The sequence below is a fragment of the Buchnera aphidicola (Mindarus japonicus) genome, from assembly GCF_039393905.1.
In the GTDB taxonomy this organism is placed as follows: Bacteria; Pseudomonadota; Gammaproteobacteria; order Enterobacterales; family Enterobacteriaceae; genus Buchnera_A; species Buchnera_A aphidicola_B.
Genome location: NZ_CP135030.1, coordinates 423,017 through 444,539 on the forward strand (window position 1 = coordinate 423,017; position 21,523 = coordinate 444,539).

The window sequence follows — 21,523 nt, forward strand, 5'->3', positions numbered from 1 at the left end:
AAACCGAATGAAAGATATTTTTTATATGAAAAAAGCTATAAATTTAGCAAAATTAGGAATGTTTACTACTTTTCCTAATCCAAATGTAGGTTGTATTATTGTAAAAAAATCAAAAATTGTAGGTAAAGGATGGCATAAAAAATCAGGTGAAGAACATGCTGAAATATATGCTTTAAAACAAGCAAAAAAAAAAGCAAAAGGAGCTACAGCTTATATAACTTTAGAACCTTGTTGCCATTATGGAAAAACCCCACCTTGTTGTAAAGCACTTTTTTATGCTGGTATATCAAAAGTAGTAATAGCTTCTAAAGATCCAAATCCAAAAGTTAATGGATTAGGGTTACTCTGGTTAAAAAAAAGGGGAATTCTCATAAAAGAAGGTGTTTTAAAAGATGAAGCAAAATATATAAATCAAGGATTTTTTAAAAGGATGAAAACGGGTATTCCCTGGATTCAATTAAAATTAGCAATGTCTATCGATGGTAGATCTTCTCTTCAAAATGGTAAAAGTAAATGGATTACTTCAAAGAAATCTCGTATAGATGTTCAGTACTTTCGAGCAAAAAGCAACGCTATTCTAAGTACTAGTAAAACTATACTAAATGATAATCCTTCATTAAACATAAGATACCATGAATTTAATGATAAAAAATTGAAAAAATACGATATAAATAAAAAAAATCAACCTATTAGAATTATTATTGATAGTAAAAATAGATTAACTCCATCTAATAAATTTATATATACAAAAGGAAACATTATTTTAGTTCGATTAAAATATGATAATTTGACTTGGCCTAAAAATGTAAAACAATTACTAGTTCCTTCCTATAAAAAAAAAATAGATTTACATCATCTATTCAAAATATTAGGAAAGTCTAATATTAATACTATATGGATCGAATCTGGACCTTCTTTATCTGGTGCTTTACTAAAATATAAATTAATTGATGAACTCATTATTTATATAGCCCCTAAACTATTTGGTCATCACTCAAATCCTTTATGCTTATTAGATATGTATTCAGAAATTTCAGAAGTACCTAAATTATCTTTTTCTAGTATACAGAAAATTGATTCAGATATACGAATCATATTAAAACCCAACAATAATTTATATAATTAATTTTTTAAAAAAAATCTAATATTTATAAATATTTTTATAATAAGAAAAAAAATGAATCCCTTAACTAGAAGAAAAGCAAGAGAATGTGCTGTACAAGCTATTTATTCATGGCAATTATCAAAAAACAACATATTGGATATTAAAAATGAGTTTTTAAAAAAAATAACTGAACAAGAAATAGATATAATTTATTTTTCTCAATTAATTATAGGAATTACTGATCATTATAAATTTTTAGATGAATTCATAAAACCTTATTTATCTAGAAAAATAACTGAACTAGATCCTATTGAAAAAACAGTTCTTAGAATTTCTTTATATGAACTTATTAAAAGAAAAGATATTCCTTATAAAGTTGTAATCAATGAAGGAATAGAACTTGCTAAATTATTTGGAGCTAAAAAAAGTCATAAATTTATTAATGGAGTATTAGATAAAGTTGTTTCTAAACTAGAAATATCTTCTAACTCTTAATATACTTATTATTTTTAATAAATTTAAAAAATTAATTAACAATAAAATAAAAAATGATACAATTATCTATTACACTAATTAAATTAGTGTAATGATATTTTCATAAAAAAATTAATTTAACCATTCTACTATTCTTTTTTCAATTCCTTGAGAATTTAATTTCAAATCTTTTTTGATTTCTTTCTGATCTCCATGAGATATAAATTTATTTGGTAAACCTATATTTAAAACTGGAATATTAATTTTATGTAACATTAATAATTCATTAATACTACTACCTGCGCCTCCCGATATAATCCCTTCTTCAATAGTTACTAAAAATTCATAATTTTTTGCCAATAATAAAACTAAACTAGCATCTAAAGGTTTAATAAATCTCATATCTACTAAAGTATAGTTTAACTTTTTACTTACCTTTTTAGCTGAAAAAAATAATGATCCAAAATTTAAAATAGCAGCTTTTTTTCCTATTCTTTTAATTAGACCTTTTCCTATTGGTAAAGTTTTAAACGAATATAAAATATTATTTGTAAATTCTTTTTTAGGAAATCTTATTGCAATTGGACTATTTAAATTTAAATACGCTGTATTTAACATCTTTAATAATTCATTTCCACTGCTAGGAGCCATAATAATAAAATTTGGAATGCATCTGAGATATGCAATATCAAACATCCCTTGATGTGTTTTTCCGTCATGACCTACTATACCAGCCCTATCTATTACAAATAAAATTGGTAAGTTTTGTATTGAGACATCATGAATTACTTGATCATAAGCTCTTTGTAAAAAAGTAGAATAAATTGCTATTATTGGTTTGTATCTTTTAGATGCCAAGCCAGCAGCAAAAGTTACTGCATGTTGCTCTGCAATTCCTACGTCGAAATATTGTTTAGGAAATAATTTCGAGAATTTTGTTATTCCAGAACCTACAGACATTGCAGGAGTAATAGCTATAATTTTTTTATCTTTTTTTGCAATTTTACATAACCAATTTCCAAATATTTTTGAGTAAGTAATTTTTTTTTTAACTAAAAGAGAAGAACTTTTATTTTTTGAACTAACAAAATGCCATTTAATTGGATCTTTTTCAGCAGGAGTAAAACCTTTTCCTTTCTTAGTTTTTATATGGAATAATTTAATTCCATGAATAGAACGTAACTTCTTTAAAAATTTAATTAAGAATAATATATCATGTCCATCATGAGGACCATAATAATTTATTCCACATTGATTTATAACTCTATAAAAATCTTTTTTTTTAAATAAAAAACTTTTTTTTTCCTTAGTTAATATTGAAAAAAAATTTTTCAACATGCCTATACTATTAGAAATGGACATTTTATTATCGTTTAAAATGATTAAAAAATCAGAGAAAATATTTGCAGAATGATTGATAGCTTCTAATGACATTCCTCCTGCTATAGCCGAATCCCCAATAACAGATACCGTTTTTCTATTTTTTTTTTCTTTTTGAGCAGCTATAGACATTCCTAATCCTGCACTAATAACAGTAGAAGAATGCCCAGTGCCAAAACAATCATAGATACTTTCATTAAAAGATGGAAAAGGATGTAATCCTTTTTTCTTTCCAACACTAAATATACTTTTAAATCTTTCTGTTAATATTTTATGTGGATAAGATTGGTGTCCTATATCCCATAATAAATTATCAAATGGCGTGTTATAGACATAATGTATTGCTACAGTAATTTCAATTACACCTAAATTAGAAGAAAAATGGCCTCCGAATTTTTGAATACTATTTATTAAATAATGTCGTAATTCAAAACATAATTTTGGTAATGTTTTAATTGATAATAATCTTAATTTTTTAACAGAATTTGCTAATAACAAAGTTGGATACTTTCTTAGAAAATGATTCATATCATTACTCAATTTTAAGATAACTTATTTTTCATAAAAAAATATTTAGTATAATTTTATTATTTAATTATAAATTAATAAATTGATAAATTTATTATTTTTTTAAAATACACAAAGTTCTAAAAAAAAACTATAAAAATAAAAATTTAAAACTATTACTTTTTATTTTTATAATTTTATTATAATATTTGTATATTAACTAAATATTTTCATATTAAATAAATGAAAGAAAATAAAAAATTTTTTTATTGTCCAATTTATACTGCTATTTTAGATATACGTTCATATGAAGAACATATAGAAAAACCAATAAATATATCTAACATGAAAATATGTTGGATACCTTTTTATCGACTAGAAAATGAATTCAAAAATTTAGATCAAAAAATAACATGGCTATTATATTGTGAAAAAGGAATTATGAGTAAATTACAAAAGATTTATTTAATAAAACAAGGATTTAAAAATGTACAATTATTAATTTAACTTTTAAAATATTTAGTGTTATAAAAAAAATAAAGAATAAAAATTAACCAAAATATATTCATTATTATAGATATAAAAAAAGGTGAAATTGAATAATAAAATTGAAACCAACTAGATAAAATTCCACCTAATGATGATCCTAATGACTGATAAGTATAATAAATAGCTAAAATACTTCCTTTATAACTATAAAAAGAATTATTATTAATTAATGAAGGAATATAAGAAGAAAAAATAGAGAATGAAATAAAAAAAAGTTGAATACCTATTACTAATCCTCCTAAATTTTTTATAAAGTACAAAAAAATAAATTCTGAAATTATTAATAACATTGCAAATAAAATGAAAGTTTCTTTTAAAAATTTTTTTTTCTCAATAAAACGAATGATAAAGAAAGTAAAAAAAATAGAAATAAGTATGGTCAATCCATAAATTTTGCATTGCAAAGAAGGTGATATTTGTAATATCTTCATTTTTTTAGGCAATTCTATAAAATTAGAAGTTAATATAAAATAAAGAAAAAAGGTTCCAATATTTAAAAAAAATAATTTAAAATTAAATAAAATAGAAAAAAATTTTTTTTTTGTAATTCTTGTTTTCTTTTTTAAAATATTAACTTTCTTAAATAAATCGCAAATATTCCATAATGCTACTATGCATAACACTGAAAAAAATGATAATATCCAAAAAATTGAACTTATATTAAAATATAAAAATATTAAAGGGGAAAATATAATTGAAGCAAAAAAAGTAAAAGCAACAGTTAATCCTACAAACATCATAGACTGAGAAAAATTTTTAATTGAAATTACATCCGAAAGCCAAGCTATTAGAACAGAAGAAATTGCTGCTGATCCTTGTATAGCTCTTCCAATAATTATTCCCCAAATAGATTTATTTAAAGCCGAAATAATACAACCTATAAAAAATAACAACATTCCTAAAATTAAAATTAATTTTCTACCAAATTTATCTGAAAAAATTCCAAATATTATTTGAAAAAAAAATTGAAAAAATCCATAACTACCAATTGCTAATCCAATTAAAAAACTATTACTATCTTTAAATTTTAATCCATATTGACTAAATGAAGACACTACAATAGATAATGAAAACATTCTTAAAAAAAATAATAAACATACAAAAATAGTAATTTTAATTTCTTTAATATTCATTTTTTACATCTTTTTTTTTAATTTTTTTAATTTTTTTAATTTATTGAATACAAAAAATAAAGTATTTAACTTCAAAAAAAAATAAAAAAATTTTAAATAAATTAATTTTTATTAATATTTAAAACTTGACTAAAATATATTTTTTATAATATATAATAATTTACTTAATTAAAAAACAATTTTTTTGAAAATGGAAAAAGAACATTTGACCAATTTATTTGATAATAAAGGTTATTTATTAAATTATAAAAATTGGAATAAAAAAATAGCTATAAATATTGCCGTTAAAGAATCTATTGTAATGACTAAAAAACATTGGGAAATTGTTCATTTTATAAGAACATTTTATATTAAATTTAAAATTACACCTTCAATTAGATTATTAATAACAACTATAAATCATAAGAAAAAGAAAAAAATAACTAGTCAATGTTTATTCATTTTATTTCCTAAAGGAGCTGCTAAACAAGCTAGTAAAATTGCTGGTGTACCTAAGCCAAATAATTGTTTATAAACTTTATCATTATTAATTATTAACTAACATAACATACTGAAATTAAAAAACTAAAAAAAAATATTACCCCTATAGAAATAAAAAACATGATCTTCGACCATAAAGTATAACTAAAACAATTAATTGTTAAAATTCCTAAAATAAACCAACACGATCCTAATACAGAAATACTTAAAAAATATAAATAATTAGTAACATTTAAAATATATAGAAAAATAGAAAAAAAAATAAAGAATATAATATATAATAATATATTATATTGAGTTTTTCGAATACCATTGACAACAGAAAAAACAGGTATATCAGCTGATTTATAATCATGAAATCGAAAGATGGAAATTGAATAAAAATGAATAATTTGCCAACATAAAAAAATTAGAAATAGAAATAAAGTACATAAATTTATTTTGTTTTCCACAACAGAATAACCAATTATTGGAGGTAAAGAACCTGAAAAACCACCAATAATAGTTGAATAAACAAAATTAGGCTTCATATATTTACTATATAAAAAAACATAAATTAGAAATCCAATAAAATTTAAAAAAAAAACTAATATATTTGTAAAAAAAAATAAATACAAAAAGCCTAAAACTCCTAGAAAAGTTCCATAAGAAAAAGCGAAGTTAATCGACACTAGTTTTTTAGGCAATGCTCTATTTCTTGTTCTATGCATTTTTTTATCTATATCTTTATCTATAATATTATTAAATACACATCCAGAAGCAATAACTAGAAATGTTCCAATTAACACATTTAATAATAAAAAAAAATGAATATCTCCTTTAGCAGCTAAAAAAAAACCTCCTATTACAGGTATTAAATTCCCTAATATAATCTTTGGTTTGATAATTTCTAAATATTGTTTAAAAATTGTAAAATTCATTTTTTAATTATCCATTAAATGAAAACTTAAATTAAACATAATCCATACAGATCCAAAAAAAATAATAAAAATAATTATTAAAGAAAAAAATGTTGATATTAAATACCAAGGATTTTTTATAGAAAACTCTAATTTAAAAAAATACTTAAAATGCACTATTATTTGAATAATTGCAAATACAGAAATAAAAAGTAAAGAATGAAATTTTGAAAAAAAATTAAAAATTACTATAAAAAAAGGAAAAACTGTTAAAATAAACGATAAGAAAAAACCTATTCCATAAATATATATTTCTTTAAAAAAATTTTTTTTTTTACTAGAATTTAATTCTTTCATATTAATTTTCCAAATAAATAAACAAACGTAAATATACAAATCCATATAATATCAAGAAAATGCCAAAATAATCCTAAACACTTAATTTGAGTTTTAGTTTTTTTAACTAAACCTATTTTTTTTATATTAATAATCAATATTAAAAGCCAAACCAACCCAGAAAAAATATGTATTCCATGCATACCTACTAAAACAAAAAAAGAAGATAAGAAAGCATTATTGATTGGTGTATAACCTTTTAAAATTAATGAATATAATTCAAAAAATTCTAAACTAATAAAAGAAAATCCGAGCAAAAAAGTAATGATCAAAAAGATAAAAAAATATTTTTTTTTATTATAATCAATTAAAATACTAGCTATTCCATAAGTAATGGAGCTAGTTAATAAACAAATAGTTTCCAAAAAAACAGTTCTTAAATTAAAAAAATCTTTATTAATCCAATTATATGAAACACTATTAGTCATTACAGCAAATATTGAAAAAATTGTAGCAAATAATATACAATCACTAATTAAATATATCCAAAATCCAAAAACTATTTTTTCATTAATATCTTTTTTTTTAGAAATATCTTTTTTTTTAATAATATTATTTAAATTATTAATTAACATTTTTATAAACCCAATTTTTTTATTATTTTAATTTTTTTTTATTTTTTTACATTAATTATAGTTTTGCAACTTTTTTTACAACTATCACTAATCCATATTAAAATAATAGTTAAAAATGATAATGATCCCAACCACCAAATATGCCATACGAAAGAAAATCCTAATAAAATAGAGAAAAAAGAAATTATTACACCTATATTAGTATTGTTAGGGATAATTATATTTTTTTGATTAAATATACTATTTTTTTTAAAATGATTATTTTTTTTAATTCTCCAAAAATCGTCTCTTTCTTTAACTTCAGGACATAATAAAAAATTATATACCGGAGGTGGAGATAATGTCGACCATTCTAATGTTCTACCGTCCCATGGATCTCCAGTTAAATCAGCATATTTTTTTCTTAAAATAATCGATTTTATAACTTGAATAATTTGACAAATTATACCAATAGCAATAAAAAACGTACCTACAGCTGAAATTAATAAAAAAGAATGAAATTGATCTTCTATATTCTGACTTAAACGTCGAGTCATTCCCATTATTCCAAGATAATACAAAGGCATAAAAGCTAAAAAAAATCCTGTTATCCAAAAATAAAATGCTTTTTTTCCCCAATATTCATCTAAAGTAAACCCAAATAGTTTAGGAAACCAATAAGTTATCCCTGAAAAACAACCAAACACTACACCACCAATAATTACATTATGAAAATGAGCCACTAAAAATAAACTGTTATGCAAAACAAAATTTACACTTGGAACAGACAATAATACGCCGGTCATACCACCGATAGAAAACGTAATCAAAAATCCAATAGCCCATAACATAGCAGAATGTAACTCTATTCTTCCTCTATACATAGTAAATAACCAGTTAAAAATTTTAACTCCAGTTGGAATAGCTATAATCATTGTAGCAATACCAAAAAAACTGTTTATATTGGCCCCGGATCCCATAGTAAAAAAATGATGTAACCAAACAATGAAAGATAAAATTGTTATAGCAATAGTAGCCCAAACTAATGAAACATATCCAAATAATGTTTTTTTTGAAAAAGTTGGAACTACTTCAGAAAAAATTCCAAAAGCTGGAAGAATTAAAATATATACTTCTGGATGTCCCCAAATCCAAATTAAATTTATATACATCATAGGATTTCCACCAAAACTGTTGGTAAAAAAATGAAAACCTAAATATCTATCTAAAGTTAATAACATTAACACCACAGTTAATACAGGAAAAGCACATATTATTAATATATTAGTACAAAGAGATGTCCAAGTGAAAATTGGCATTTTAAACATACTCATCCCAATTGTTCTCATTTTTAAAATTGTTACTAAAAAGTTAATCCCAGTTAAAGTTGTACCTATTCCAGCAATTTGTAAACTCCAAATCCAATAATCTACACCCACTCCTGGATTATATTGTAATTCTGATAAAGGAGGGTATGCTAACCATCCAGTTTGTGCAAATTCTCCTATTCCTAAAGAAATATTTAAAATCATTGCTCCACTAAAAGTTAACCAAAAACTTATGTTATTCAGTGTTGGAAACGCTACATCTCTAGCTCCAATTTGCAAAGGAACAACAAAATTCATTAAACCTATTACTAACGGCATAGCGACAAAAAAAATCATAATAACACCGTGAGCAGTAAATATTTGATCATAATGATGAGAAGGTAAAAATCCCTGTTTTCCTGAAGAAGATATTACTTGTTGTAATCGCATCATAATAGCATCAGCAAATCCTCGGAATAGCATTACAAATGCCAAAATAATATACATTATTGCTATTTTTTTATGATCTACAGAACAACACCATTCTGTCCAAAAAATTTTCCATTTTTTAAAATACGTCATTAAAAAAAATATACAACAAACTGTTAATATGATTAAAAAACAAGTAAACATAATAATTGGTTCATTATATGGTATATCAGATAAAGTTAATTTTCCAAGCATTGTTATATCTCTTAAAATAAATTAGATTAATTTTTTTTATAATTATTGTTAATATTATTATTAGGTTTTAAATAGCAACTCTGAATTAATTTATTAAAAATAGTATCATCTATATCAAAAAAATACTGTACTTTATAATTTTCGTCTGGTTTAAAGATATGTTTTAGATATTTTTCTTTATTATATAAAGAAATTCCATTTTTTTTAACCTTATTTATCCAAGAAATAAAAGAAGAATTATCTTTTGTAATTAAAACAGAAAATTTCATATTGGAAAAATTCTTTCCACTATAATTAGAAGACATACCTTTGTATTTTCCTGAACTATTTGCTATTAAATTCAAAGTTGTTGACATACAAGGCATTGCATAGATCTGACTTCCAAGAGACGGAATAAAAAAAGAATTCATTACAGAATTAGAAGTAATTTTGAATTGAACAGGAACATTTTTAGGAAATGATATTTCATTAATAGTTGCTATTCGATATTTTGGATAAATAAATAACCACTTCCAATCTAAAGCAATTACATTTATTTTTATTGGTTTAATTTTGGAAATTAAAGGCTTACTAGGTTCTAATCTATGAGTAGTTGTATAAGCTACTATTGATAAACAAAAAATAATTAATATTGGTATTATCCATACTAATAATTCTATATTTCTAGAGTACGACCAATTTGGAGTATACTTAGATTTAATATTTGATTTTCTGTATTTGATAATAAACCAAAAAGTCATTATTATAACTGGAATAACTATTAACAACATCATTCCTAAAGAAAATAACATTATTTTTTTTTGATTAACTGCTATTTCTCCTTTAGGTTCTAATAAAGAAGCATGACAAGAATTAATAAATAATATTATTGTTACTAACACTATTATTATAATATTTTTTTTTTTTATCGGAAATTTCATTTTTACAAACCTTAAAAATAATATTTTTTTAATAAAGAATATATTTCTTATATATACAGCATATTTTTTTTAATTTTTTACTAGTATTTAATTTATTTTTTTTAAAAAACTGATCATTAAGTATAAAAAATATAATAACTTATTTTTTAATTTTTTTAAAAAAAAATAAATAAATTTTATGTTAAATATGACTAACTATTTTTTTTAAAAAAAAAGATAAAAAACAATATTCTTGTTTTATAAAATTTTAAATATTATAATAATTTCGAATAATTTTCTATTTACTAAAAATATTTATTCAAAAAATATGTATTTATACAAACATTTTTTATTTTTTTTAAAAAAATTTTATAAATTGATTATTTTTTAATTTTATATTTCTAACATTTAGAATAATTAAAAGTAATAAAAGAATTAAATTATTTTAATACATTATAAAAAATAAATATATAATCATTTTTTTATAATAATATTATTATATCAAAGTATTACTTTAAGCATATTTATTTTTGAAAATTTTGAATATTAAAATATATTTTTTAAAAAAAAATTTATTTTATTAAAATAGATTTTTTTATTAAACTTAAAAAATACTTTTCATATTTTTTCTAAAATCAATAGCATAAATTATTATTTATAAGGGTAGTAAAATACTATGAAAACTAGTAAAGATTCTAAAAAATATATAAAAATAACAATTCCACATGATGATATAAATACAGCAATAAAAAAAGAACTATTATCTTTTAGCAAAAAAATAAAAATAAATGGTTTTCGAGCCGGTAAAGTTCCTATTCAAATAATTCAAAAAAACTACCAAACTACAATAGAAAAAAAAATTATTTTAAAAAAAATGAAGGAAAAATTTTTAGATTTTATTTTAGAAAAAAAAATAGTACCTATCAAAGAACCAAAATATTATCCTTCTAAATATATAACAGGAAAAGATTTTATTTACTTTGTAGATATTGAAAAATACCCATCCGTTAAAATAAGAAAAAAAAAGTTTAATAACATTAAGAAATTAATTGTTAATTTCGATGATCAAGACACTCAATTTTTTATAGATAACTTTATTTATAATAATAATTGGATCGAAAAGAAAGATAATATTAATATTGGGGATGAAGTTACAATAAGATATAAAATCTTTTTACTGGATAAAAAAATAAATTTAGATAATTCAATCTATTCTTTTTTTATGGGAAAAAATGAAATTTTAAAAGAAATAGAAGAAAAAATATTTTTTTCATCTAAAAATGAAAAATTTTCTGTATTTATTAATATTGATCAATATTATCCAGAAGAAAAAATTCAAGGGAAAGAAATTAAAATAGAAATAAAAGTTTTAACCATTAAAGAAAAAGAAAAGCAATTAATAAATGAAGAAAGTTTAAAATTAATGAATTGGAAAAATTCAATTGAAAAATTTTTTGAAAAAATTAATCAACAAATGAAATCAGAAATTAAAAATATAAATTTTATTTATTTAAAAAAACAAATTATTAGCAACTTAATTTCTGAAAATCCTATAAAGTTACCATTTACATGGATTAAAAGAGAATCAAAATTATTAAAAATTTATAATGATTATATTTTTAAAAAAAATAAAAAAAATCTTTTAATACCATTACCTTATAATAATATTATTCTTCAATCTAAGAATAGAATAAAAAGTAAGTTGCTATTAAATAAAATTATTGAAGAAAACAATCTACAAATAAATGATGAAAAGCTAAGAATATATAATAAAAAAATAATAAAAGAATATAAAAATTTTTCTCAAAAAAATATAGAAACAAAAAAAGAAGAAATAAAAAATCTTTTATTAGAAAATAAAGCGATTAAATTTTTAATAAAAAAAACAGAAAAAATCAAAAAAAAATGTTCTTTTAAGAAAGCTATTTACTATGCCTTGAACACATAAAAAAATATATTTTTTATATATATTGACTTGCAATTTTAAAATACAGGGAAATATTTATGTTTAATAATAATTTTTTATTATCTAAAGAAGATAAAAAAATAAATTTTTTACCTATGGTTATAGAACAAACGCCTAGAGGCGAACGATCTTATGATATATATTCTCGATTATTACAAGAAAGAATTATTTTTATAACGGGTGTAATAGAAGATTACTTAGCTAATTCTGTTATTGCACAACTTTTATTTTTAGAAGCGGAAAATCCAAATAAAGATATTTCACTGTATATCAACTCTCCAGGAGGTGTAATTTCTTCAGGAATATCTATTTATGATACGATGCAATTTATTACACCAGAAATTAATACTATTTGTATAGGACAGGCATGTTCTATGGGTGCTTTTTTACTATCTTCAGGAACAAAAGGCAAAAGATTTTCTCTTCCTAATTCTAGAATCATGATACATCAACCATTAGGAGGTTGCAAAGGACAAGTTTCTGACATAGAAATTCATGCTAATGAAATTATTAAAGTTAAAAAAAAATTAAATCGTATCTTTTCTATGCAAACAGGAAAATCAATAAAAAAAATAGAAAAAGATACCGAAAGAGATTGCTTTCTTTCAGCTAAAGAAGCCTTAAAATATGGATTGATAGATTCAATTTTAAATAATCGAAAAAATATTACTTAACATTAACTAAACTTTAATTATTTTAAATTTTTTAAAAGATAACGAATTGAATTTATAGGATTGTAATTAATGATAGATAACAAAAATATTGAATCTAATAAAAATATAAACTGTTCTTTTTGTGGAAAAAATCAAAAAGAAGCAAAAAAAATAATAGCTGGACCTTTAGTCTTTATCTGTTTTGAATGTACAAAATTGTTTTATAATTTTTTTTTAGAAGAGAAAAAAAAATATAACTTAAACTATAAACTAGAAAAATTACCCACTCCTAAAGAAATTAATTCTTTACTTAATCAATATGTTATAGGTCAAGAAAAAACTAAAAAAGTACTATCAGTAGCTGTATATAATCATTATAAACGTAAGGTACATACTAATAATAAAAACAATATAGAATTTGGAAAAAGCAACATTTTATTAATTGGACCAACTGGAAGTGGAAAAACCTTGTTAGCTGAAACATTAGCTAGATTACTAAACGTTCCCTTTGCTATAGCAGATGCCACTACTTTAACTGAAGCTGGTTATGTTGGAGAAGATGTTGAAAATATTATTCAAAAACTTTTACAAAACAGTAATTTTAATGTTAGTCAAGCGGAATTTGGTATAATTTACATAGATGAAATTGATAAAATTTCTAAAAAGTCGGATAATCCTTCTATTACTAGAGATGTATCTGGAGAAGGTGTACAACAAGCTTTATTAAAATTAATAGAAGGAACAATAGCTTCAATTCCTCCTAAAGGTGGAAGGAAACATCCTCAAGAAGAATTTATAAAAATAGATACTTCTAAAATTTTATTTATCTGTGGAGGAACATTTTTAGGGTTAGAAAAAATTATTTCTAAAAGAATTAAAACTGGGAAAAGTATAGGTTTTAATGCAACCTTAAAAACTGAATCAAAAAAAAACACATATTATAAATTATTAAAAAAAGTTGAACCAGAAGATCTAATTAAATTTGGCTTAATTCCTGAATTTGTAGGTCGATTACCTATATTAACAACATTAAATGAATTAGATAAAGAATCATTAATTAAAGTTTTAGAAGAACCTAAAAATTCTTTAATAAAACAATATAAAGCTTTATTTCAAATAGAAAACATAACCTTAGAATTTGAAAAAAAAGCTATTCAAGAAATTGCAAAACAAGGAATACAAAGGAAAACTGGTGCTAGAGGTTTAAGATCAATTCTTGAAAATATTTTATTAGAAACTATGTACAATTTACCTTCAATGAAAAATGTGACTAAAGTATTAATTGATAAAAAAGTAGTTAAAGGAATAAATACTCCTAAAATAATTTATAAAAATAATAACAAATAAAAAAATAGTTTAATTAGCTATTAAGCAATTTATTTATATTAATTTAAACAATCTTAATTACTTTTAATTGAATGTTAACTCTACATAAAGATATACTAAATTAAAATTTTTTACCTCTATGTATATTCTAAATTATAGTTTTTAATACTTATCGGAAATTAAACTAAGAGAGAGCTCTATGAATATTGAGCGTTCTGAACGCATTGAAATTCCTGTATTACCATTGCGTGACGTCGTAGTTTATCCGCATATGGTAATTCCGTTATTTATAGGTCGAAAAAAATCGATTAAATGTATTGAAAAATCTATGAATAATGACAAAAAAATTTTATTAGTAGCTCAAAAAAAAGCTTCTATGGAAGAACCTAAATCTAATGATTTATTTTCGGTAGGAACAATAGCTTCTATTTTACAAATGCTAAAATTACCTGATGGAACAGTAAAAGTATTAGTTGAAGGTTTACAAAGAGCAAAGATTATTTCTTTTAATGAAAATAATAAATATTTTTTTGCTGAAATTGAGAAAATAAAAGATAGTGCTATTGAAAAAAAAGAAGAAGAAGTATTAATTCGCGCAACAATATCTCAATTTGATTTATATATCAAATTAAATAAAAAAATACCTTCTGAAATATTGACTTCAATTAGTAACATCAAAAAAGCTACTAAACTTGCTGATACTATATCAGCTTATATACCTTTAAAGTTAAAGGACAAACAATCGATATTAGAAATAACATCAATAAATAACCGACTTGAGTATTTAATGGCTTTAATGGAATCAGAAATAGAATTATTAAAAATAGAAAAAAATATTAGAAATAGAATAAAAAAACAAATGGAAAAAAGTCAAAGAGAATATTATTTAAATGAACAGATTAAAGCTATTCAAAAAGAATTAGGAGAAATTGATAATGTTCCTGATGAACATGAACATTTAAAAAAGAAAATTATTTCTGCTAAAATGCCAAAAGAAGCCAAAAAAAAGACTTTACTAGAATTACAAAAGTTAAAAATGATGTCTCCTATGTCAGCTGAAGCGACTGTAGTAAGAAGTTATATTGACTGGATGATACAAGTTCCTTGGCATTCTAGAAGTAAGGTTAAAAAAGATATAAAAGTAGCTAAAAAAAAATTAGATTTAGATCATTATGGATTAAAAGAAGTAAAAGAAAGAATTCTAGAATATTTAGCAGTACAGTGTAGAATTTCAAAAATGAAAGGTCCAATTTTATGTTTAGTTGGTCCTCCTGGGGTAGGTAAAACTTCTTTAGGAAAATCTATCGCAAAAGCAACTGGAAGAAAATATGTACGAATGGCTTTAGGTGGGATGAGGGATGAAGCTGAAATTAGGGGTCATAGAAGAACATATATAGGTTCAATGCCAGGTAAATTAATACAAAAAATGGCTAAAGTAGGAGTTAAAAATCCTCTTTTTTTATTAGACGAAATTGATAAAATATCCTGTGATATGCGAGTTGATCCAGTTTCTGCTTTATTAGAAGTGCTTGATCCAGAACAAAATGTATCTTTCAATGACCATTATTTAGAAGTAGATTATGATTTATCCGACGTTATGTTTGTAGCTACATCTAACTCTATGAATATACCTTCTCCTTTATTAGATCGTATGGAAGTCATACGAATTTCTGGATATACTGAAGATGAAAAATTAAATATCGCAAAAACACATTTAAAACCAAAACAAATTCAAAGAAATGCATTAAAGAAAGAAGAATTATATATAACAGATAGCGTTATATTAGATATAATTAGATATTATACTAGGGAAGCAGGAGTTCGAAACTTAGAAAGAGAATTGTCTAAAATATGTAGAAAATCTGTAAAATTATTACTACTCGACAAAAAAGTAACATCAATTTTAATAACTGAAAAAAACTTAAAAGAATATTTAGGAATAAAAAAATATATATATGGGAAAGCTAACAAAAAAAATTGTGTTGGGCAAGTAGTTGGATTAGCTTGGACTGAAGTTGGAGGAGACTTACTTACTATAGAAACAGAATGTGTAACCGGAAAAGGGAAGTTAACTTATACTGGATCTTTAGGTAAAGTTATGCAAGAATCTATTCAAGCTGCTTTAACAGTTGTTCGCTCAAATGCTAACAAGTTAGGAATTGATCAAAATTTTTATGAAAAACATGATATACATGTTCATGTACCAGAAGGAGCTACACCAAAAGATGGGCCCAGCGCAGGAGTCGCAATGTGCACAGCTATTGTGTCTAGCTTGACCAATAACCCCGTCAAATCAACTATAGCTATGACTGGAGAAATTACTTTGCACGGTCATATACTAGTTATAGGTGGATTAAAGGAAAAACTGTTAGCTGCTCACCGTGGGGGAATTACAAAAGTATTGATTCCTTATGAAAATAAAAGAGATTTAGAAGAAATTCCTAAAAATATCTTATTAGGTTTAAAAATATATCCAGTTAAAAAAATCGAAGAAGTATTAAATTTAGCATTAGAAAATAATCCATATATTTTTCAAAGTATTTAATTTATCTTAAATTAATTTACTTTTTTTAAAAACGGCTGGCGAAATTTAAACTTTATGCCAGCCATTTTTTTAAATTTATATCCTAATAAAATATAATTTTTTTAAAAAAATTATATTATTTTAAACGTTAAAAACATATATTTTATAAAACTTTAGAAGCAATAAATGAAATTATTCCATAAATAAAAATTAATTTAATTTAATTTTTGATCTTAATGATTGCATAAAAAATTTTTTATTTAATTTCCATTTTTTATAACCGATATTTCTAATTTGACATGCTTTACATTTATGACAACCTATTCCTTTAACTCCAAAATAACATGTTAAAGTATGGTGAATAATTAAAGAAGTTTGATTATAAAAATCTGATAAAGCCCATATTTCACTTTTATTTAAATTTATTAATGGTGTTTTTAATAAAAATGGATAACCTATACCTAATCTTATTGAATTATTTATACTTTTAATAAAGTTGCTTCTGCAATCTGGATATCCTGAAAAATCTATTTGATTAACTCCTAAAATAATATCTTGAATATCATTATTATAAGCGTAAATAGAAGATAATATTAAAAATAAAATATTTCTTCCAGGCACAAAAGTATTAGGCAAATTTAAAAAACTATTTTTTTTTTTACAGAAGATATATTTTGTTTAGTTAAGCTACTTAAAAACAATTCATTCAAATTAGAAATATCAATTATTTTGTGCTTACAAATATTAATAATTTTAATTAAATCAATAGCTGCTTTTATTTCTTGTTTATGACGTTGTCCATAATTAAAAGTAATAGCATGTACTTCTTTATATTTATTTTTTGCTTGAATTAAACAAGTAGTAGAATCTTGCCCTCCACTAAAAATTACTAACGCTTTACTTTTTTTTTTCATTTTTTTATTAAAAAATTTAAAATTTAAACTGATAATTATATCACTGATATTATATAAATATTTTTTTCTTTAGAAATTTAAAAAAATTAATTTTATATAGAAAATATATTTTGTGATAGTATCGTACTTTCAACAAAAACATGTTTGGTTTAAAATAAAAACATTAAAGATAAAATTTTTATATCTTTTATACATATCAATATGATTACTAATAACCAAATTTTTTTAAATATTTACTTTAAAATTTTAGGAATTTTTTGTGATTTTTTTTAAACAATTAAGTTGGTATTTTTTACGAGAATGGAAAAGATATCTAGGAGCTGTTTTTCTTCTTATTATTATAGCATTTTTACAATTATTACCTCCTAAACTTGTTGGCATGTTAGTAGACTTAATAATCCAAAAAAAAATAGAAAATAAAACTATTTTTCCTTGGATAGGAATCATATTAATAGCCGCTATTGTTGTATATATATTAAGATATATTTGGAGAGTATTACTATTTGGTGCTGCTTATAAATTAGCTATTGAACTTAGAGAAAGGTTATTTTCTTATTTTAGCAAACAAAATCAAGAATTTTTTTTAAAATATCGAACTGGAGATTTAATTGCACGTGCAACAAATGACGTAGATCGAATAGTATTCGCCTCCGGAGAAGGAGTATTAACACTTGTTGATTCATTAGTAATGGGTTGTTTAGTTATTGTCGTTATGACTTCTCAAATTAGCTGGATATTAACTTTAGTTTCTCTTTTACCAATGCCTGTTATGGCAGTAATTATAAAAAGATATGGTGAAAGATTGCATAAATCATTTTATCAAGCACAGACTTCTTTTTCTTTATTAAATAATCAAACTCAAGAAAGTTTAACTAGTATTAGAATGATAAAATCATTTGGACTAGAAAAAAAACAATCTGAAAAATTTAATTTAATAGCAAAAAATGCTGGTGAAAAAAATATGCAAGTAGCTAAAATAGATGCTTTATTTGATCCAACTATACATTTGACTATTGCTTGCTCAAATTTATTAGCTATTACTGAAGGAGGATGGTTAGTATGGAACAATAAAATTACATTAGGTGAATTAACAACTTTTATTATGTATCTTGGTTTAATGGTTTGGCCTATGTTAGCCTTAGCATGGATGTTTAACATAGTAGAAAGAGGAAGTGCAGCTTGGGAAAGAATAGAAAAAATTATCAAATTTAACAATAAAAAAAAACCAAATAAAAAAAAACATATACCATCATTTCCCGGTACTTTAAATGTTAAAATAAAAAATTATAATTATCCTAATAGCAAAAAATCATCAATCAAAAATTTATTTTTTTCTCTCGAACCAGGGAAAAAATTAGGATTATGTGGTCCTACGGGATGTGGAAAAAGTACTCTTTTAAATTTAATTCAATATAATTTTACTCATTTAGAAGGAGATATATCTTTTCATAATATTTCTTTATCAAAAATAAATTTAAATGAATGGAGATCTAGATTAGCAGTTGTTAACCAAACAACCTTTTTGTTTTCAGATACTATAGAAAATAACATTTCCTTAGGAACTACTCGCTTAAATTTTAAAGACATTGAACGCGTTTCCTCTATTGCTTGCATACATAAAGACATTATTCGATTACCTCAAGGTTACAAAACTCAAGTAGGTGAAAAAGGAATTATGCTTTCCGGAGGTCAAAAACAAAGAATTGCAATTGCTAGAGCATTACTAACAAATCGAGAAATATTAATTTTAGATGATGCCTTATCTGCAATTGATGGATATACTGCTAAAAAAATTTTAAATAACTTAAATATATGGAATAGAAAAAATAAAACCATGATAATTAGTAGTCATAAACTATCTGTTATTTCTAATTCCGATGAAATCATAGTAATAAATAAAGGTTCCGAAATACAAAAAGGTACTCATCTTGAATTAATAAAAAACAATAAATGGTATAGTAAAACTTACTATGATCAAAAATTATTAGAAGAATTAGATAAAAAATATTAGGAAAATATTATTATGGTTAATCTAATCTCATTTTGGTCCGTATTAAAACGTTTACTATTGTACGGAATAATCTGGAAAAACTTTTTTATCATAGCACTATTTTTATTATTATTTGCATCTATTACAGAAGTGATAGGACCAATACTAATTAGTTATTTTATTAATAATATTATTTTGCAACATTCTGAATCAATAAAAGAAGTACTTTTTTTTATATTGGTATTTATTATACTGCAAATAATTTCTGCTTACTTATATTATCTTCAAAGTGTAGTTTTTAATAAAACAGCATTAAAAATAGTGCAAAAATTAAGATGTGATGTTATGAAAGCAGCATTATTCCAACCAATTAGTGTTTTTGATACTCAACCAATAGGGCAAATTATTTCTAAAATTACAAATGATACGGAGCTAATAAAAGAGTTATATGATACTGTTATAGCGACTACTATGAGAAGTATAGTATTAATTGCAATAACTATTATTGCAATGTTTAGTCTAGAATGGCATATGGCAATAATTTCTATTATTATTTTTCCATTAGTAATAATAATAATGGTAACTTACCAACATTATAGTACTCCTATTTTAAGAAAAGTTAGATATTACGTAGCAAATTTAAATAATAAGTTTAATGAATATATTAATGGAATGAATGTTATCCAACAATTTAACCAAGAAAAAAAATTTAAACTCTTAATAAAAAAAGTTAGTAATTTGCATTATTTAGAAAGAATGAAAATTTTAAAATTAGATGGATTTTTATTAAGACCATTATTAAGTTTAATTTCTTCCTGCATTTTATGTAGTTTAATATTGCTTATAAGTATTATTCCTAATGAAATTTTTGAAGTGGGAACACTATATGCTTTTATGAGTTATTTAGGTAGACTTAGCGAACCTTTAATTACCATTAGCAGTCAACAATCTATACTTCAACAAGCAATAGTAGCTGGGGAAAGAATTTTTGAACTCATAGATTCTCCAAAAGAAAAATTTGGAAAAAAAATAATTCCAATACAAAAAGGGGAAATTGAAATAAAAAATTTAGATTTTAAATATGAAAGTAATAATATGCATGTTTTAAAAAATATTAATCTTCATGTTCCTGAAAAAAATTTCATTGCATTTGTTGGTCATACAGGAAGTGGGAAAAGTACTTTGGCTAATCTATTAATGGGTTATTATCCAATTAAAAAAGGAAAAATTTTTATAGATGGAAATAATATAAACTCTCTAAGTTATCAAACTATCAAGGAAGGAATTTTAATGGTTCAACAAGACCCTATTATATTAGCAGATACTTTTTTTGAAAATATAACCTTAGGAAAAAAAATTTCTGAAAATAAACTTTGGGAAATTTTAGATATTGTACATTTATCTAGTTTAATTAATTCTTTTCCAAATGGAATTTATTCTTTTTTAGGAGAACAAGGAAATAACTTATCTGTTGGACAAAAGCAACTCATAGCTTTAGCTAGAGTCTTAGTAAGAAAACCTAAAATATTAATACTTGATGAAGCTACTGCAAATATAGATTCTGAAACAGAAAAATCCATACAAAAAGCTTTATTATCTATAAAGAAAAAAACTACATTAATAATAATTGCTCATCGTTTATCTACAATTGTTAATGCTGATTATATTATAGTTTTAGAAAATGGAAAAATAATAGAAGAAGGATCGCATAAAACCTTACTAGAAAAAAAGGGAAATTACTGGAAAATGAAAAAATTTCAATCTTTATAAAATTTAAAAAACT

At 22.8% G+C, this 21,523-nt stretch carries 17 protein-coding genes and 1 pseudogene; 10 read left to right on the plus strand and 8 right to left on the minus strand.

Annotated features, from left to right (window positions below; all coding sequences use genetic code 11):
• Positions 1–7 precede the first annotated feature (7 nt).
• Together ribD and nusB are read left to right on the plus strand one after the other, a co-directional pair.
• The gene (ribD, locus tag RJT65_RS01915; protein WP_343152551.1) at positions 8–1,126 is read left to right on the plus strand and encodes a bifunctional diaminohydroxyphosphoribosylaminopyrimidine deaminase/5-amino-6-(5-phosphoribosylamino)uracil reductase RibD; all 1,119 of its coding nucleotides are present in this window, start codon (positions 8–10) and stop codon (positions 1,124–1,126) included.
• A gap of 51 nt (positions 1,127–1,177) precedes the next feature.
• Positions 1,178–1,600 carry a transcription antitermination factor NusB gene (gene nusB / locus RJT65_RS01920; RefSeq protein WP_343152552.1) on the plus strand — a complete coding sequence of 141 codons (423 nt, stop codon included), beginning with the start codon at positions 1,178–1,180 and terminating at the stop codon, positions 1,598–1,600.
• 111 nt (positions 1,601–1,711) lie between these two features.
• On the opposite strand, the gene dxs is transcribed toward nusB, so the two are convergent.
• Positions 1,712–3,487 carry a 1-deoxy-D-xylulose-5-phosphate synthase gene (gene dxs, locus RJT65_RS01925; protein ID WP_343152553.1) on the minus strand — a complete coding sequence of 592 codons (1,776 nt, stop codon included), beginning with the start codon at positions 3,485–3,487 and terminating at the stop codon, positions 1,712–1,714.
• Between the two features lie 222 nt (positions 3,488–3,709).
• Here dxs and thiI point away from each other — a divergent pair, with 222 nt between their 5' ends.
• The gene (gene thiI / locus RJT65_RS01930) at positions 3,710–3,973 is read left to right on the plus strand and encodes a thiazole biosynthesis protein (RefSeq protein WP_343152554.1); all 264 of its coding nucleotides are present in this window, start codon (positions 3,710–3,712) and stop codon (positions 3,971–3,973) included.
• Here thiI and RJT65_RS01935 read toward each other — a convergent pair.
• Positions 3,970–5,148 (minus strand): MFS transporter, encoded by a 1,179-nt coding sequence (locus RJT65_RS01935; RefSeq protein WP_343152555.1) that lies wholly within the window; start codon positions 5,146–5,148, stop codon positions 3,970–3,972. The genes thiI and RJT65_RS01935 overlap by 4 nt on opposite strands.
• Before the next feature lie 190 nt (positions 5,149–5,338).
• Here RJT65_RS01935 and RJT65_RS01940 point away from each other — a divergent pair, with 190 nt between their 5' ends.
• Positions 5,339–5,662: a TusE/DsrC/DsvC family sulfur relay protein gene (locus RJT65_RS01940; RefSeq protein WP_428994323.1), complete on the plus strand. Its 324-nt coding sequence runs from the start codon at positions 5,339–5,341 to the stop codon at positions 5,660–5,662.
• 19 nt (positions 5,663–5,681) lie between these two features.
• On the opposite strand, the gene cyoE is transcribed toward RJT65_RS01940, so the two are convergent.
• The 5 genes from cyoE to cyoA are packed head-to-tail and all read right to left on the minus strand — an operon-like array spanning position 5,682 to position 10,388.
• On the minus strand, positions 5,682–6,548 hold the full coding sequence (gene cyoE, locus RJT65_RS01945) for a heme o synthase (RefSeq protein WP_343152557.1): 867 nt from the start codon (positions 6,546–6,548) through the stop codon (positions 5,682–5,684).
• 3 nt (positions 6,549–6,551) lie between these two features.
• The gene (locus RJT65_RS01950) at positions 6,552–6,884 is read right to left on the minus strand and encodes a cytochrome o ubiquinol oxidase subunit IV (protein ID WP_343152558.1); all 333 of its coding nucleotides are present in this window, start codon (positions 6,882–6,884) and stop codon (positions 6,552–6,554) included.
• Entirely contained in the window at positions 6,881–7,498 is a 618-nt protein-coding gene (locus RJT65_RS01955) for a cytochrome c oxidase subunit 3 (RefSeq protein WP_343152559.1), read from the minus strand. The genes RJT65_RS01950 and RJT65_RS01955 overlap by 4 nt, the downstream gene beginning before the upstream one ends.
• Before the next feature lie 38 nt (positions 7,499–7,536).
• Entirely contained in the window at positions 7,537–9,468 is a 1,932-nt protein-coding gene (gene cyoB, locus RJT65_RS01960) for a cytochrome o ubiquinol oxidase subunit I (protein WP_343152560.1), read from the minus strand.
• 26 nt (positions 9,469–9,494) lie between these two features.
• A complete protein-coding gene (gene cyoA, locus RJT65_RS01965; protein WP_343152561.1) occupies positions 9,495–10,388 on the minus strand; it encodes a ubiquinol oxidase subunit II in 894 nt (297 codons plus the stop codon).
• Positions 10,389–11,043: 655 nt separating this feature from the next.
• On the opposite strand from cyoA, the gene tig reads away from it, so the two are divergent.
• The 4 genes from tig to lon all read left to right on the plus strand — a co-directional run bounded on the left by tig (position 11,044) and on the right by lon (position 16,857).
• Complete coding sequence (tig, locus tag RJT65_RS01970) at positions 11,044–12,315, plus strand: trigger factor (RefSeq protein WP_343152563.1); 1,272 nt, start codon at positions 11,044–11,046, stop codon at positions 12,313–12,315.
• A 56-nt stretch (positions 12,316–12,371) separates the two neighbouring features.
• Positions 12,372–13,007, plus strand: a complete 636-nt coding sequence (gene clpP, locus RJT65_RS01975; protein WP_343152564.1) for an ATP-dependent Clp endopeptidase proteolytic subunit ClpP — start codon at positions 12,372–12,374, stop codon at positions 13,005–13,007.
• 69 nt (positions 13,008–13,076) lie between these two features.
• Positions 13,077–14,333: an ATP-dependent Clp protease ATP-binding subunit ClpX gene (gene clpX / locus RJT65_RS01980; protein WP_343152565.1), complete on the plus strand. Its 1,257-nt coding sequence runs from the start codon at positions 13,077–13,079 to the stop codon at positions 14,331–14,333.
• A gap of 178 nt (positions 14,334–14,511) precedes the next feature.
• A complete protein-coding gene (lon, locus tag RJT65_RS01985; protein ID WP_343152566.1) occupies positions 14,512–16,857 on the plus strand; it encodes an endopeptidase La in 2,346 nt (781 codons plus the stop codon).
• 189 nt (positions 16,858–17,046) lie between these two features.
• On the opposite strand, the pseudogene queC reads toward lon, so the two are convergent.
• Positions 17,047–17,750 (minus strand): annotated as a pseudogene (gene queC / locus RJT65_RS01990) (7-cyano-7-deazaguanine synthase QueC).
• Between the two features lie 259 nt (positions 17,751–18,009).
• Here queC and RJT65_RS01995 point away from each other — a divergent pair.
• Positions 18,010–19,761, plus strand: coding sequence for a SmdA family multidrug ABC transporter permease/ATP-binding protein (locus RJT65_RS01995; protein WP_343152567.1), 1,752 nt, complete (start codon positions 18,010–18,012; stop codon positions 19,759–19,761).
• 12 nt (positions 19,762–19,773) lie between these two features.
• Positions 19,774–21,510, plus strand: coding sequence for a SmdB family multidrug efflux ABC transporter permease/ATP-binding protein (locus RJT65_RS02000; protein ID WP_343152568.1), 1,737 nt, complete (start codon positions 19,774–19,776; stop codon positions 21,508–21,510).
• The last annotated feature ends 13 nt before the right edge of the window (positions 21,511–21,523 follow it).

What these genes read in the sequence shown, in the direction of transcription:
- ribD (WP_343152551.1), top strand. Translation starts at nt 8, where the DNA reads ATGAAAGATATTTTTTATATGAAAAAAGCTATAAATTTAGCAAAATTA.
- nusB (WP_343152552.1), top strand. Translation starts at nt 1,178, where the DNA reads ATGAATCCCTTAACTAGAAGAAAAGCAAGAGAATGTGCTGTACAAGCT.
- dxs (WP_343152553.1), bottom strand. Translation starts at nt 3,487, where the DNA reads ATGAATCATTTTCTAAGAAAGTATCCAACTTTGTTATTAGCAAATTCT.
- thiI (WP_343152554.1), top strand. Translation starts at nt 3,710, where the DNA reads ATGAAAGAAAATAAAAAATTTTTTTATTGTCCAATTTATACTGCTATT.
- RJT65_RS01935 (WP_343152555.1), bottom strand. Translation starts at nt 5,148, where the DNA reads ATGAATATTAAAGAAATTAAAATTACTATTTTTGTATGTTTATTATTT.
- RJT65_RS01940 (WP_428994323.1), top strand. Translation starts at nt 5,339, where the DNA reads ATGGAAAAAGAACATTTGACCAATTTATTTGATAATAAAGGTTATTTA.
- cyoE (WP_343152557.1), bottom strand. Translation starts at nt 6,548, where the DNA reads ATGAATTTTACAATTTTTAAACAATATTTAGAAATTATCAAACCAAAG.
- RJT65_RS01950 (WP_343152558.1), bottom strand. Translation starts at nt 6,884, where the DNA reads ATGAAAGAATTAAATTCTAGTAAAAAAAAAAATTTTTTTAAAGAAATA.
- RJT65_RS01955 (WP_343152559.1), bottom strand. Translation starts at nt 7,498, where the DNA reads ATGTTAATTAATAATTTAAATAATATTATTAAAAAAAAAGATATTTCT.
- cyoB (WP_343152560.1), bottom strand. Translation starts at nt 9,468, where the DNA reads ATGCTTGGAAAATTAACTTTATCTGATATACCATATAATGAACCAATT.
- cyoA (WP_343152561.1), bottom strand. Translation starts at nt 10,388, where the DNA reads ATGAAATTTCCGATAAAAAAAAAAAATATTATAATAATAGTGTTAGTA.
- tig (WP_343152563.1), top strand. Translation starts at nt 11,044, where the DNA reads ATGAAAACTAGTAAAGATTCTAAAAAATATATAAAAATAACAATTCCA.
- clpP (WP_343152564.1), top strand. Translation starts at nt 12,372, where the DNA reads ATGTTTAATAATAATTTTTTATTATCTAAAGAAGATAAAAAAATAAAT.
- clpX (WP_343152565.1), top strand. Translation starts at nt 13,077, where the DNA reads ATGATAGATAACAAAAATATTGAATCTAATAAAAATATAAACTGTTCT.
- lon (WP_343152566.1), top strand. Translation starts at nt 14,512, where the DNA reads ATGAATATTGAGCGTTCTGAACGCATTGAAATTCCTGTATTACCATTG.
- RJT65_RS02000 (WP_343152568.1), top strand. Translation starts at nt 19,774, where the DNA reads ATGGTTAATCTAATCTCATTTTGGTCCGTATTAAAACGTTTACTATTG.